Genomic DNA, 14,259 nt, shown 5'->3' on the forward strand with positions numbered 1-14,259 from the left:
CCACCACTGCCGCAGCGTCGAGGCGGGCGGCGATCTTCTTCGCCTCGGCCTCGACCCGGGCGTTACCCCAGCCGACCAGACGCGAGACGTCGGCGCACAGTTCGGCATCCAACGCGCGGCGATGCTCCACGCTCAGGCAGGCGGAGTGTTTGACGATCCAGGGTGGCCCGCCATTCGGAGAGGATCCCGGTTTCCAGCGCGGCCAGGGTGTGGGGCATCTCGGACACCAACGCCTGGGCGAATCCCAGATGGCGGTTCCCGCACGTCGGAGCCTCCCGGCGGGCCAGCGCCACCTCCGAGGCCAACCCCTTCCCACGTTTACGGGCCGGCACTCCAGCGGCCTGCTCAGCAGCACGGCGTTTGGCCGCCCACAACGCCGTCACCCGCGCCTGCGCCGCCGCGGCCACACTTTTCAGCTTCTCGAGCTGCTCGACCTGCGCCGCAGCTCAGCCTCACCGGCTGCCGCATCCAAGTCGAACACACTTTCGAACATGAACCCAGACTAAACCACCCCACCGACAGATCATTGCGCCGGCGTGCCAGCTCTCCGGCCTCGACTCCGGATACTGAAACCGACCCACGAAGTCGCCACCACGGTGAACACCAGCATCTGGACCCCGAGGGCGTGGTCAGCCGGGTACCAGACCCCGGTGAGGTAATGCTCGATGAATCCCTCCGGGGGCAACTCCCCCATCCCGGCGCCCGCACGGCCGACGCGCTCGAGGTCCGTCAACGGGCACGGCAGTCCGAACGCCAGACTCGCCGCGCCCCAGGCCACGGCCGCGATGTGCAGGCCGATGGTGGCGGGCCACCGCCACGCCAGGAAGCCCCCGACGACGAGGTAGCCGAGAAACACAAAATGCAGCGTGACCGCGACGGCCACGACGAACGTGTACGGAACTGCCCCAATCAGATTCATCCCTGATGTCATGGTAGCGACAAATGGCTCCCGCAGCAGGCACGGTCTGCCAGGATCCGTGGATGCCCCCCGTGCGTCGCCTGATTGCCGCAGCCTGCACTCTGCTACTGCTGGCCGGCTGCGCACCCGCCTCGGTCAGCACCGACCTCCCGGCGTCGGCAAAGGCGGACGAGGTGATGCGCATCGTGCGCGAAGCGCTGACGCAGTCCAACCTCAACGCGGTGATCGTCCGCGTGACGGTGGCCGGAGACGAGGTGGTCACCGCCGCGGTCGGCGAATCGATGACAGGCGTACCCGCCACCCCGGCGATGCACTTCCGCAATGGCGCGGTCGCGATCTCCTACATGTCCACGCTGCTGCTCAAACTCGCTGAGGAGGGCACCGTGGGTCTCGACGACAAGCTCGCGGTGTGGCTGCCGGAGGTGCCCCACGCCGAGCGGGTGACGCTGCGACAACTCGCCCAGATGACGTCCGGTTACGTCGACTACGTGATCGGCAACACCGCGATGAACGACGCACTGCTCGCCGATCCGTTCCGCGCGTGGAGCACCGACGATCTGCTCGGGTACGCGATCACCGAACCGTTGCTGTACGAACCGGGGATGAACTGGAACTACTCGCATACCAACTACCTGCTCCTGGGTATGGCGATCGAAAAGGCCACCGGGGAACAGATCTCGGACCTGTTGTCCGAGAAGGTTCTTCGCCCCTTGGGCCTGACGGCTACCGTCGCGTCACTGACCGCGCAGATACCGTCACCAGTGCTGCACGCGTTCACCTCGGAACGTCGCCAACATCTCGGAATCCCCTCTGATACAGTCTTTTACGAGGATTCGACGTTCTGGAATCCGTCGTGGACGATCACCCACGGGGCCGTTCAGACCACCGATATCCACGACCTCGAGGCCACCGCGGCGGGCATCGGTTCCGGTGAGCTGCTGCGCCCCGAGTTCTACGAGCAGATGGTCTCGACCGAGCTTCGTGGCCGGACACGCGCCCAGCCCGGCTGCGCCACGTGCATGGAGATGACTGACGGTTACACCTACGGGCTCGGGGTGGTGATCTCGGGCAACTGGCTGCTGCAGAACCCGATGTTCGCCGGGTATGCCGCGGTCGCGGCCTACCTCCCGAGCCAGAGGATCGCCATCGCCGTCGCCACCACGTTTGCGCCCGGGGCGTTCGACGAGGCGGGCGACTATTCCAACGAGGCCGAGGCGTTGTTCCGGGCGATCGGCGCCGAGATGGCCCCCGGGGATGCACCGCCGATGCCGCCATCGAAATAATGGTGCGGTGGCACCCAAGGTTCTGTTTCTGCGCAACGAGCACATGGCTACCGAAGCGCTGCTCGGAGAGGCGTTCAGCGATCACGGTTTTGACGTCGAGGCCTTCGAGGTCGTCCCCGCCGAGCGGGCTCACGACCCGGTGGCCGCCGTGGCGTTCCCCGACCCGGCCGGGTACGACGTCATCGTTCCGCTGGGGGCGACGTGGGCGGTGTACGACGACGCACTGCGCGATTCCTGGGTCGGCGCCGAGATGGCGCTGATGCGCGATGCGGCCGAGGCGGGCACGGCACTGCTGGGCGTCTGCTTCGGTGGCCAGCTGATCGCTCAGGCTTTCGGCGGCACGGTGGCGCGGTCACCGCGCCCGGAGATCGGCTGGTACGACGTCGCCAGCGACCGACCCGACCTCGTTCCGGGGGGACCGTGGTTCCAGTGGCACTTCGACCGGTGGAACCTGCCGCCCGGAGCCACCGAACTCGCCAGGACCGCCGACTCCTCCCAGGCGTTTGTGCTCGGCCGGGCGATGGCGCTGCAGTTTCACCCCGAGGTCGACGTCGACCTGCTGAAGGTCTGGCTGGCGGAGGACCGCGACGGCGACGTGGTCGCCAACGGCTCGACGCACGACGAATTGCTCAGCCGGACAGCTGAACTCGCCGACGACGCGGCAGCGCGGATTCGGCTGCTGGTGCAGGGCTTCCTGACCTACGCGGCGGCTCAGCCACGCCCCAGCTGATGCGCGAGCGCGTCGCCGAGGTCCGGATGCCGGAACCGGTGACCGACTGCCAGCAGTTTCGAGGGCACCACCCGTTGGCTCGCCTCGACGAGCTCACGGGCACCCTGTGCACCCAACAGCACCCGGGGTCCCAGCGACGGGACCGGAAGCACCGCGGGCCGGTGCAGCACCCGGGCCAGCTCGCGGGTGTACTCCGAGTTGCGCACCGGGTCGGCACCGACTGCGTTGACCGGCCCGTCGAGCCGGTCGTCGTAGAGCGCCCGGTGGTAGACGTCAACCAGGTCGTCCAGACCGACCCAGGACAGCCACTGCCTGCCGCCGGCGACCGGACCGCCGAGCCCCGCCGTGAACAGCGGACGCAGCAGGCGCAACGTCCCACCGGCGGCCGCCTGCACGATGCCGGTACGCACCCTGACCACGCGTAACCCGGCATCGGCGGCAGGGGCCGTCGCGGCCTCCCAATCGGAGACCACGTCGGCGAGGAACCCGTCTCCGCGGGTGCTGTCCTCGGTCAGCTGGGTGTCCCCGCGGTCGTAGCCGTAGAAACCGATCGCCGAGGCGCTGATGAACGTTCGTGGCCCGTCGGCTGCGGCCGCGGCCGCAGCGGCCAGCAGGCGGGTGGGCTCGATGCGGCTGTCCCGGATCGCGGCCCGGTGCCCGTCGGTGAAACGCCCCGCGATGGACGCCCCTGCCAGGTGCACCACCGCGTCCACGCCGTCGAGCAGACCGGGAGCGGGGTCGTGCGGGTTCCACAGCCTCTGGTCGTTGCCGCGCGGCGACGAACGCACCAGCCGGATCACCCGGTGACCGCCGGTCGTCAGGAACGCGCTCAGCGCCGACCCCACCAGCCCGGAAGCGCCGGTGAGCGCGATGACCAACGGTGTGCTGCCCGCATCGGCCGCCCGCCGGTGAGCCGCGAGGTCGTCGACGAGCTGCCGGTGCCGGTAGACGAACGTCGACCGCAGGGCCGCGGCCGGCACCGCTGTCTCGACCTCGTCGTGCATCTGGGTCTGCGGGCCGTCGCCGCTGAAGGTGTGGGTGTGCCGCCACCCGCCGACGACCCGGGCGGGCCAGGACGCCGGACCGCGCGATGACAGCTCGTCGGCGAAGCGGCTACCCGGGACGTAGGCTTCCGGATCGTGGCGGGCCACCCACCGCAACCCGGCCGGCAACCCCAGCACGGCCACCCCGTCGGCCAGCGACGTCGCCTCCTGCACCACCGTCATCGGCTGCCAGGGCGGCACCAGCCGCCGCATCGCACCCGGCCGCTCGTGCCACTGCCACACCTCGTCTCGTGGGTGGTCGATCACGCTCTGGTACTCGATGCCCATGCAGACGCCCCTGTACTCAAGCTGTTGCCAGTCATTCGTCACCGGTCAGGTCTGGGATTGCCCCGGATGGGCTTCGGGTATCACCTCTGCGGGCATCAACCGTGATCGACGAGCAATGACCGAGCAATGACCAGCACCCCAGGAACGTTTCGGGACCGCCGCGAAGCCGGCAGGGTCCTGGCACAGGATCTGGCCCGCTACCGCGGACGAGGTGACCTCCTGGTACTCGGCCTGGCCCGCGGCGGGGTGCCGATCGGCTGGGAGGTCGCATCCTTTCTGCAGGCTCCGCTGGATGTGTGCCTGGTGCGCAAGCTGGGTGTGCCGCAGTGGCCCGAGTTGGCGATGGGGGCGGTGGCGACCGGGGGCGGCGTGGTGCTCAACGACGACGTGCTGGCAAGCCTGGACATCGGTGACGAGCAGATCCGGGAAGCCGTCACTCGCGAGACCACGGAACTACACCGTCGCGAGCACGCCTACCGCGGCGGACGCGAGGCTCCGGAGCTGGCCGGGCGGACCGTGATCCTGGTCGACGACGGGATCGCGACCGGATCGAGCATGATCGCCGCGGTGCGCTCGGTGCGGCAGTCCGGCGCGGTGCAGATCGTGGTCGGGGTGCCCGTCGGGCCTGCGTCGGTCTGCCGGCACCTCGCCGGCGAAGCCGACGAGGTGGTGTGTTCGACGACGCCGAAGGACTTCCGCGCGGTGGGGCAGGTCTTCGAAGACTTCCATCAGGTCAGCGACGACGAGGTACGCGACCTGCTCACCACACCGACCGAGGGGCGCGGACCGGCCATCAACAACGGTTGACCCGCTGCGGCTCAGGCCTTGGTGCTGTCGTCGCCGGCGACCGGGTTGTCGTAAGGCTCGTGCTCGGGGGTGAGCACCGTGGTGTCTTCTTCGCGGTCGTGCGGTACGGGCTCGACGTCGGCGTGGACATCGGACGACACATCGGCGGCCTGACTGTCCTGATAGTCCGAAGCCACGGGAGCCTCTTCGGGATAGTCCTCGTCATAGACGACGGAGTCGGCCTCCGAGGCCTCGGCCTCGTCTGCGGACTCCTCATCCCCGTCGCGCTTGCGGTCCCGCAGCGCGTCGACGATCAGCAGCAGCACACCGATCACACTCGCGGCGATGCAGACCCAGGCGATCAACTCGTTGCTGGTGACCACGGCGGTCACCAGGGCTGCGAGGCCGACGACGGCAAGCACGAGCGCGACGATCAGCATGGGCATGCCCCGCAAGGTGTGAGTTGGAGGTGCACGTGACTAGTTGTTGCCCCGGTTGAACTGATTGAAGCCGCCCTCGTTGTTGGCACCGGAATCCACCGGCGCGGCAGAGCCGCGCTGCCCCAGTTCCTCGAGCTGCGACTCCAGATAGGTCTTCAACCGGGTCCGGTATTCGCGTTCGAAGGTGCGGAGTTGTTCCAGACGACCCTCGAGCACGGTGCGCTGCTGGTTGATGGTGCCCATGATCTCGGAGTGCTTGCGCTCGGCGTCGGCCTGCAGCGCGTCCGCCTTCTCCTGCGCCTGCCGCAGCTGGGTTTCGGAGCGGGTCTGCGCGTCGGCCAGCATGGCGTCGGCGCGCTGACGGGCTTCCGCCACGGTGGTCTCGGCGGTCTGGCGTGCCTCGGCGACCATCGAGTCGGCCTGGGCGCGGGCATCCGAGAGCATCTTGTCGGACTCCGCCTTCGCGGTTCCGGTGAGCCGGTCGGCGGTTTCCTGGGCGAGGCTGAGCACCTTGGCCGCACGCAGGTGCTGGTCCTCGGTGGCAGCTGCGGGTTGCGCCGCCGGCGCCTCGTACACCGGCTGCGGCGGTGGCGGTGCGGGTTCGGGCTCCGGCTCGTAGACTGGGATCGCCTGCGTCGGTTGCGCACCGCCGCTCCCGGAACGCGCCGAGGCGAGCTCCTGGTCCAGTTCGGCGACGCGCTGTCGGAGGTCGCTGTTCTCCTCGATGAGGCGGGACAGCTCGTTCTCGACGAGATCGAGGAACGCGTCGACCTCGTCCTCGTTGTAGCCGCGCTTGCCGATGGGTGGCTTACTGAACGCGACGTTATGCACGTCGGCAGGTGTAAGCGGCATCGTCTGCCCCCTTGAAGTCTGGATCGTCAAACGATCTCAAAGTGTAGAGCCTTGCTGGAGAGTAACTGGCGTCCATCCTGTCACACCAGACCCGGCGGTTGCAGGCGAGGCGACAATTAGGGGCGAATTACAACAATACCGAGATGTTCTCGACCGGCATTGATGCGCGCCCGGACCCCTCGGAGTCGGGCTCAGGCAGCTGCCCCGAAGGCCAGCTGCATGCCGATGAACGCGACCAGCAGCAGCACCATGATCGACAGGTCTAATCGGATGGCACCTATCGTGAGCTGCGGAATGATCCGGCGGAGCAGCTTCACCGGCGGGTCGGTGAGCGACATGATGATCTCCAGCACCACCACCGTGGCACCCCTGGGTTGCCAGTCACGGCTGAACGATCGGATGAACTCGACCACCACCCGGGCGATCAGCAACAGCCAGAACACGAACAGCGCAAAACCAAGGATCTCGAAGAAGAGCGCCAACTGGGCCGACCTCACTACTGGCGGATTTGTGACATTTGATACAGGTCAGTGCCGCTCAGGGCCGATGGCGCCGGCGCGACGCCGCCAGCCTACCCGTCGGATCCGGGGACACAGATCCGAAGCGACCGGCGCGCGGCCTACTGGTAGGCGTAGAAGCCGGCCTCCGCGATCCGACGGCGCTGCTCGGCGGTGACGTCGACGTCGGCCGGCGACAGCAGGAAGACCTTGGTGGCGACCTTGTCGAAGGAACCCCGCAGCGCGAATGCCAGTCCGGCCGCGAAATCCACCAGCCGCTTGGCGTCGGCATTGTCCATCGAGACCAGGTCCATGATCACCGGCGTGCCGTCACGGAAACGCTCACCGATGGTGCGGGCCTCGCTGTAGTCCTTCGGGCGCAGCGTGGTGATCTTGGCCAGCGGGCTGCCTGCCTCGAACAGTTCGGCCATCCCGCGCGGATCCATCGCCAGCGCACCACGGGTCGACCCGCGCATCGCGCCGAATCGCGTTGGGGTGCGGTCGAATTCGCGTGGGGTTCGCAGCCGGGGCTCGAACCTCGCGTCCTCGAAGCCGCCGGCCAGGCCTCCCCGGTAGGCGGGCTCGTCGTAGTCGCGCCGGTCGTCGTACCCGCGCGGGTAGCCCTCGTCCTCGAAGCGGTCATCGCGGGGACGCCGGTAGCCGCGCACCGGGCCGCGGTCGTCGTCCTCGTAGTAGTCGTCCTCGTAGTCATCCATAGGCGCCATACCGAAGTAGGCCTTGACCTTGTGCAGTGTGCTCATCGTGAGGACCCTTCTCGCGGTGCTGAGGTGTCTGAGGAGTCTGGAGTATTCGAAGAATCTGCAGAATCTGTTGTCTGTGATGAAGGTGTGACTGGAGTGACTACTTCGGGTGACGTTAGCGGTCGCGATCCCAGAAGCGCGGTACCGACACGCACACAAGTCGAACCATGTTCGACGGCCGCCTCGAGGTCACCGGACATCCCGGCCGACAGCCCGAGGCGCTGCTGGTATGCGGGTTGTACCCGTTCTCGTTCTTCCTGCAAACGTGCGAATGCCGCGCCGGAATCGGCGTCCAACGGCGGGATCGCCATCAGGCCGGCGAAATGCAGCCCGGGCGCCTCGTGCATGGCGGCGCACAGTTCGTCGATGCGGCCGGTCGCCGCGACGTCCACCCCGCCCCTGGTCTCGTCCCCGTCCAGACTGATCTGCAGATAGACCCGCAGCGGCTCCGGCCGGCGGCGGTCGTCGAGCGCCGCGGACGCGGCGCGGTCGAGGGCGGCGACGACCTTCAAACTGTCGACGGAGTGCGCCGCGTAGGCCCACTGCGCCACCGATCGCGCCTTGTTGCGCTGGATGCGGCCCACCATGTGCCAGCGGATGTCGTCACACCCGTCCATGCCGCTGAGCTCGTCGATCTTCTGCGTGGCCTCCTGGTCCCGCGACTCGCCGACCGCCGCGCAGCCCAGGCGGCGCAGCAGCACCACGTCACCGGCCGGGAAGAACTTCGTGATCGGCAGGAGTTCGATGTCACCGCCATCACGCCCGGCGGCTTCCGCGGCGTGGGCGAGGCGCCGACGCACTGCGGCCAGCGACTGTTCGAGCTGCTGTTCCCGCGCCGAACTCATCGGCCGGGCTCCAGCCACACCAGCGACGCCAACCGGCCGGTCGGGGCGTCCCGCCGATGGCTGAACAGATTCGGGTCTTCGAACGTGCAGCGGGGATCGGCGTCGATCGCGGTGACGCCGAGGGTGCGGAGTTGCGCGGCGATCCCGGCCCGCAGATCCAGGCCCGCAGTCCCCCGATGGGTGGTGGTCCGGCTGCCGGGAAGCGACCGTTCCACCTCGGCGGCCATCTCCGCGGGTACCTCGTAGTTGCGTCCACTGATGGCGGGTCCCAGCAGCACCGACACGTCCTGCGCCGAGGCGCCGAGGTCGGCCATCGTCTCCAGGGCGCGCGTGACGATGCCCTGTTGCGCGCCGACGCGGCCCGCGTGGACCGCGGCGATCACCCCCGCGCGAGCATCGGCCATCAGCACCGGTACGCAGTCGGCCGTCACCACCGCCAGCGCCAGCTTCGGGGTCGCGGTGACCAGACCGTCTGTGCTGTCCACGGTTTCGCCGGCACCGTCGACGACGGCGACGTCGGCGCTGTGCACCTGGTTCATCCACACGATGCCGTCGGGCAACCCGATCGCGGTGGCCAGCCGGCGGCGGTTCGCGGCCACGGCCACCGGGTCGTCACCGACATGATCCCCGAGATTGAACGTCGCGAACGGCGGTGTGGACACACCGCCGGCACGCGTGGTGGTCACCCGGCGCACCCGAAAGGCCACGCCGAAACCGGAGGACGCGCGATCTGGCACGGTGCGACTGTGCCGCTAGTGGCGCATGAACGGTGGCACGTCGACGTCATCGTCGGAGATGCCGCCGTCGTCACCGCCGATCCGCACGGTCGCGCCGTTGGTGTGCACCGGCACGCTCGCGGGGTCGGACGGCTCGAACAGCGACGAGGTCACACGACCCGCCTTGCCGGGCGCGATCGACTGACCACTCGACGACGCCGGTGCCGCGTCACCACCCGTGACCGGCTTCCGGCCGGGACCGGCCGCATCGAAGCCGGCGGCGATCACGGTGACCCGGACCTCGTCTCCGAGCGAGTCGTCGATCACGGTGCCGAAGATGATGTTGGCCTCCGGGTGCGCGGCTTCCTGGACCAGCGAGGCAGCCTCGTTGATCTCGAACAACCCCAGATCGCTGCCGCCGGCCACCGACAGCAGCACGCCCTGGGCGCCCTCCATCGACGCTTCCAGCAGCGGGGAGTTGATCGCGATCTCGGCGGCCTTGAGCGCCCGACCGTCACCGCGTGCGGAGCCGATACCCATCAGCGCGGTGCCCGCGCCGCTCATCACGCCCTTCACGTCGGCGAAGTCGACGTTGATCAGGCCGGGCGTGGTGATCAGGTCGGTGATGCCCTGCACACCGTTGAGCAGCACCTCGTCGGCACTGCGGAACGCGTCCATCAGCGACACCGCGGCGTCGCCCATCTGCAGCAGCCGGTCGTTGGGGATGACGATCAGGGTGTCGCAGCTCTCCCGCAGGGCCGCGATGCCCTCCCCGGCCTGGTTGCTTCGCCGCTTGCCTTCGAACGAGAACGGCCGTGTCACCACGCCGACGGTCAACGCACCGAGCTTGCGGGCGATGGTGGCCACCACGGGGGCGCCACCGGTGCCGGTGCCACCGCCCTCGCCTGCGGTGACGAACACCATGTCGGCGCCGCGCAGCAGCTCCTCGATGTCGTCCTTGGCGTCTTCGGCGGCCCTGCGGCCGACCTCGGGATCCGCGCCGGCGCCGAGCCCGCGCGTCGAGTCCCGCCCGACGTCGAGCTTGACGTCGGCATCGCTCATCAACAACGCCTGGGCGTCGGTGTTGATCGCGATGAACTCGACGCCCTTGAGCCCCTGTTCGATCATCCGGTTGACGGCGTTGACGCCGCCGCCGCCGATGCCGACCACCTTGATCACGGCGAGGTAGTTGTGCGGGGGGGTCATCGCCACACCTTCTTCGCGCAAGCGCTCATCGCGGTCGCCTTTCCTGCCTGGTTGCCTGTCGTCATGTTCGGTTTACCCCTCGAGCAAACTCTCAACCTCAACCATAGGCTTAGAGTTATGTCAAGTTGTTCCGCGCAAACAGAACGGTAGGGCGACCGCACACGGGATCCACGCAGGCGCGCCGACACATTCACCAAAATTTCCGCGGCCGTGGCACCGGCAGTCCGCGCCGGCCACGCGCGCTACCTGACGGTGGGCAGGTCCGGGCTGGAGACGTCGTAGGTCTGGCCGGGCTGGGTGAGCAGCGCAGCCAGTTTCAGCGCCTTCTCCTCGGTGCGGTCGGTGGTTCCCCACACCACGACGCGGCCGTCGACCAGCGTCAACGTGATCGCCGCGACCGAGGGCGCCGACACCCGTCCCACCTGGCTTGCCACCTCGGGTCGCAGCGACGTCATCACCTGCAGCGCAGCCTGGGTGGCCGGATCCTCGGGCCCGGGGTTGTCGGTGTCCAGATAGGGCACTCCCGGTGGCGGCGGCGCGGTGGCGAAGTCCACCCCGTCACGGTCGAAAAGGTGCACGCCGTCCGGATAGTCCTTGACCACGATCGGAATGCGTTCGACGACCGTCACCCGCAACGTCGACGGGTACTGGCGCTGGACCCGAACCGAGGCGACGCGGCGGATCCCGGCCACCCGTTCGGCCACCACGTCGGTGTCTACCTGCAGAAGCGGGGTTCCCGATGCCACCCCGGTCGCCTCGACCACCTCCTCCTGGGTGACCGCGCCCAGGCCGGTGACCACGATGCTGCGCGTGGACATCACCGGCGTGAAGTACAGCACCAGCCCGAGACCCACCACGAGCACCGCGATCACCGTGGTCCACATGATCAGCTTCAGCCCGCGGACCGCGCCCCGGCCGAGCGTCTTCTGCTCCTGCACGGGCCTTCCCAGCGCGCGGCGCTTGGCCTCCCGGCGGGCCTCCTCGATGGCCGTGGCCCTGGCCTGGGCGGCCCGCCGTTCCTCACGTTCGCGGCGGGCCCGGCGGCGCGGCCCCTCGAGATCTTCGGCGGGTTGGTCCCCGCCGGCCTGCTGGTCAGCGGCGGCCGGGTCCGGAGCACCACCCTCGAGGTCGCCCTCCAGGTCGGGCTCGGCCGGTTCTGTGCCGTCCTGAGGAGTCCCGGTCACCGCGGGACCGTCCCCACGTCACCGGCAGTGCCGCGGTCGGCCCCGGCCTGCAGGGCTGCCAGGATCTCCCTGCCCAGCATGGTCACATCGCCGGCACCCATCGTGACGATGACGTCACCGGGTTCGGCGGCGGCAGCGACCCACGCGGGCACCGCCGAGAAATCCGGCAGATAGGTCACCGGGGCGCTGACCGCGTCCGCGACGGTGGCGCCGCTGATACCGGCGAGCGGCTGCTCCCGCGCCGCGTACACGTCCAGGACGAACACCTCGTCCGCGGTGTCCAGCGCCCGTCCGAACTCGGCGGCGAAAGCCTCTGTGCGCGAATACAAATGGGGCTGGAACACCACCAGCGCGCGCCCTTCCCCGCCCTGCTCGACGACTGACCGCAACGCGGTGAGCGTGGCACCGACCTCGGTCGGATGGTGCGCGTAATCGTCGAAAACCCGCACCCCGTTGGCGGTTCCGACCAACTCGAAGCGGCGACGCACCCCCTCGAACCCGGCCAGCCCGTCGAGCACCTCCTCGATCTGGGCGCCGACCCGGGCGGCCGCCAGCAGGGCTCCGAGCGCATTGAGTGCCATGTGCCGACCCGGAACCGACAACCGCATCGTGCGCGGCTCGCTCTCCCCGCGCAGCAGCACACGGGCGACGGCGCCGGTGCCCTGCTGGGTCCAGTCCACCAACGTGGCGTCCAGGTGCCGGGCGCTGCCGTAGCGCAGCACCCGCATCCCCAACTCCTCGGTCCGGTCCCCCAGCGCCGCGGCACCGGGGTCGTCGGCGCAGACCACCAATGTGCCGGCGGGTTTGATCCGCTCGACGAACTGGTCGAAGACCGCCGTGTACGCCTCGACACTGCCGAAGAAATCCAGGTGGTCGGCCTCCACATTGGTGACGACCACGACGTCGGGCCGGTATTCGAGCAGCGAACCGTCACTCTCGTCGGCCTCGGCGACAAAGGACGTCCCGGTGCCGTGATGGGCATTGGTGCCGGCCTCCCCGAGGTCACCGCCGACCGCGAAGGACGGGTCGAATCCACTGTGCTGCAAGACCACGATGAGCATCGACGTGGTGGTGGTCTTGCCGTGGGTGCCCGTCACCATCAGCGTGGTGTGCCCGGCCATCAGCTTCGCCAGCACGGCCGGGCGCAGGATCACCGGGATTCCGCGCTTACGGGCCTCGACGAGTTCGGGATTCGTCTTCGGGATGGCCGCGTGAGTGGTCACCACCGCGGTCGGACCGTCCGGCAGCATGTCCAGCGAGGACGCGTCGTGCCCGATCCGGATCGCGGCACCGCGGGCCCGCAGGGCGATCAGCCCGCGCGAGTCCTTCGCGTCCGAACCGGACACCATGCCCCCGCGGTCCAGCAAGATGCGCGCGATGCCCGACATCCCGGCACCGCCGATGCCCACCATGTGCACCCGGCGCAGGTCCTCGGGCAGTTCCACGGGGCGGTTGGCGGAGGTCACCGTCTGTTCCGCCTCTCTCGTGCCGTCCGCGCGACGTCCAGCGCCACCTCGGCCACCCGCCTGGCGGCATCGGGGTGCCCCGCCAGCGCCGCGGCGGTCGTCATCGCCGACAGCCTGGCCTCGTCGTTGAGCAGCGAGGTGACCGTGTCGGCGACAAAATCCGCGGTGAGCGCCCGGTCGTCGACGATCAACCCGCCGCCGGCCGCCACCACCGGCAAGGCGTTGAGTCGCTGCTCGCCGTTGCCGATCGGCAGCGGCACGTATACCGCGGGCAATCCGACGGCGGTCACTTCGGCGACCGTCATCGCCCCGGATCGGCAGATCGCCAGGTCCGCCGCCGCATAGGCCAGGTCCATTCGGTCCAGGTACGGCACCGCGACGTAGGGCGGATCACCCGCAAGCTGGTGCCGCAACTGCAGGGTGTTCTTCGGGCCGTGCGCGTGGAGCACCGAGATACCTTTTCCGGCAAGGGCTTCCGCGGCTGCCGACACTGCCCGGTTGAGAGACTGGGCGCCCTGCGAACCGCCGAACACCAGCAGCACCCGTGCGTCGTCGGCGAAACCGAAATGGGCGCGGGCCTCGGCCCGCAACGCCCGGCGGTCCAGCGAGGTGATCGTCTCCCGCACCGGCACGCCCACCACCTCGACGTGACCCAGGCCCGGATCGGGCACCGCTGCGAGCACCCGCTGCGCCGACCTGGCGCCGACCTTGTTGGCCCACCCGGCGCTCGCGTTCGCCTCGTGGATCACCACGGGTACCCGCCTGCCGGGCCGGGCGCTGCGCGCAGCCAGATAAGCGGGCAGCGCGACGTATCCGCCGAACCCGACGACCACATCTGCGTCGATGGCATCGAGCACGGCACGGGTCTGCTTGACCGCACGTCGCACCCGCCCCGGCAGCCGGATCAGGTCGGCCGACGGTTTACGCGGCAGCGGTGCCGGGGTGATCAACTCCAGGTGATAGCCGCGGGCCGGGACGAGCCGGGTCTCCAGCCCACGCTCAGTGCCCAGAGCGGTGATCCGCACCCCCGGTTCGAGTGCGGTCAACGCGTCGGCCACCGCCATCGCCGGTTCCACGTGGCCCGCGGTGCCACCGCCGGCGAGAACCACCGAGATTCCCGTCACCCGTAACGCTGACCTTCCAGTGTGCGGGCCCGTCGGCCCTGCTTGCGCTGGCCAGCACCATACCCGCCGACGGCGGCCGGCTGCTGACCGCCGGCGCGCCCGGACCGGCGGACCGGACG

General features: G+C 69.3%; 15 protein-coding genes and 1 pseudogene. 3 read left to right on the plus strand and 13 right to left on the minus strand.

The features are described from left to right. Positions 1-493, minus strand: a pseudogene (locus tag WA944_RS08230) (HNH endonuclease); the annotation flags it as partial. A 30-nt stretch (positions 494-523) separates the two neighbouring features. Next, entirely contained in the window at positions 524-919 is a 396-nt protein-coding gene (locus WA944_RS08235; protein ID WP_526646700.1) for a DUF2784 family protein, read from the minus strand. A 62-nt stretch (positions 920-981) separates the two neighbouring features. On the opposite strand from WA944_RS08235, the gene WA944_RS08240 reads away from it, so the two are divergent. Both WA944_RS08240 and WA944_RS08245 read left to right on the plus strand, forming a co-directional pair. Next, positions 982-2,202: a serine hydrolase domain-containing protein gene (locus tag WA944_RS08240; protein ID WP_526608747.1), complete on the plus strand. Its 1,221-nt coding sequence runs from the start codon at positions 982-984 to the stop codon at positions 2,200-2,202. A gap of 7 nt (positions 2,203-2,209) precedes the next feature. Beyond that, positions 2,210-2,932, plus strand: a complete 723-nt coding sequence (locus tag WA944_RS08245; RefSeq protein ID WP_526370894.1) for a type 1 glutamine amidotransferase — start codon at positions 2,210-2,212, stop codon at positions 2,930-2,932. On the opposite strand, the gene WA944_RS08250 is transcribed toward WA944_RS08245, so the two are convergent. Then, complete coding sequence (locus WA944_RS08250; protein WP_526646702.1) at positions 2,914-4,263, minus strand: TIGR01777 family oxidoreductase; 1,350 nt, start codon at positions 4,261-4,263, stop codon at positions 2,914-2,916. The two genes, WA944_RS08245 and WA944_RS08250, sit on opposite strands and share 19 nt — an antisense overlap. Positions 4,264-4,389: 126 nt before the next feature. Between WA944_RS08250 and WA944_RS08255 the strand changes: the two genes are divergently transcribed. After that, entirely contained in the window at positions 4,390-5,070 is a 681-nt protein-coding gene (locus WA944_RS08255; RefSeq protein ID WP_526370890.1) for a phosphoribosyltransferase, read from the plus strand. An 11-nt stretch (positions 5,071-5,081) separates the two neighbouring features. Here the strand turns inward: WA944_RS08255 and WA944_RS08260 are convergent, their stop codons facing one another. The 10 genes from WA944_RS08260 to murG form a co-directional block, all read right to left on the minus strand. Further along, positions 5,082-5,489 (minus strand): DUF308 domain-containing protein, encoded by a 408-nt coding sequence (locus WA944_RS08260; protein ID WP_526370900.1) that lies wholly within the window; start codon positions 5,487-5,489, stop codon positions 5,082-5,084. 39 nt (positions 5,490-5,528) lie between these two features. Beyond that, positions 5,529-6,341, minus strand: coding sequence for a DivIVA-like cell division protein Wag31 (gene wag31 / locus WA944_RS08265; RefSeq protein WP_370330119.1), 813 nt, complete (start codon positions 6,339-6,341; stop codon positions 5,529-5,531). A 191-nt stretch (positions 6,342-6,532) separates the two neighbouring features. Beyond that, positions 6,533-6,823 carry a YggT family protein gene (locus WA944_RS08270; RefSeq protein WP_526370888.1) on the minus strand — a complete coding sequence of 97 codons (291 nt, stop codon included), beginning with the start codon at positions 6,821-6,823 and terminating at the stop codon, positions 6,533-6,535. Positions 6,824-6,960: 137 nt separating this feature from the next. Then, entirely contained in the window at positions 6,961-7,599 is a 639-nt protein-coding gene (locus WA944_RS08275; RefSeq protein ID WP_526370886.1) for a cell division protein SepF, read from the minus strand. Continuing rightward, positions 7,596-8,444 (minus strand): YggS family pyridoxal phosphate-dependent enzyme, encoded by an 849-nt coding sequence (locus WA944_RS08280; protein ID WP_526608752.1) that lies wholly within the window; start codon positions 8,442-8,444, stop codon positions 7,596-7,598. The genes WA944_RS08275 and WA944_RS08280 overlap by 4 nt, the downstream gene beginning before the upstream one ends. Then, entirely contained in the window at positions 8,441-9,151 is a 711-nt protein-coding gene (gene pgeF, locus WA944_RS08285; protein WP_526646706.1) for a peptidoglycan editing factor PgeF, read from the minus strand. Before pgeF ends, WA944_RS08280 begins: the two co-directional genes overlap by 4 nt. 45 nt (positions 9,152-9,196) lie before the next feature. Beyond that, positions 9,197-10,366, minus strand: a complete 1,170-nt coding sequence (ftsZ, locus tag WA944_RS08290; protein WP_526646704.1) for a cell division protein FtsZ — start codon at positions 10,364-10,366, stop codon at positions 9,197-9,199. Between the two features lie 242 nt (positions 10,367-10,608). Then, complete coding sequence (locus WA944_RS08295; RefSeq protein WP_526646708.1) at positions 10,609-11,505, minus strand: cell division protein FtsQ/DivIB; 897 nt, start codon at positions 11,503-11,505, stop codon at positions 10,609-10,611. A 41-nt stretch (positions 11,506-11,546) separates the two neighbouring features. Beyond that, on the minus strand, positions 11,547-12,962 hold the full coding sequence (murC, locus tag WA944_RS08300; protein ID WP_526646710.1) for a UDP-N-acetylmuramate--L-alanine ligase: 1,416 nt from the start codon (positions 12,960-12,962) through the stop codon (positions 11,547-11,549). A gap of 50 nt (positions 12,963-13,012) precedes the next feature. Beyond that, a complete protein-coding gene (murG, locus tag WA944_RS08305; protein ID WP_526609491.1) occupies positions 13,013-14,140 on the minus strand; it encodes an undecaprenyldiphospho-muramoylpentapeptide beta-N-acetylglucosaminyltransferase in 1,128 nt (375 codons plus the stop codon). Positions 14,141-14,259: the final 119 nt, after the last annotated feature.

The organism is Mycobacterium sp. (genome assembly GCF_049683355.1).
Classification (GTDB): domain Bacteria; phylum Actinomycetota; class Actinomycetes; order Mycobacteriales; family Mycobacteriaceae; genus Mycobacterium.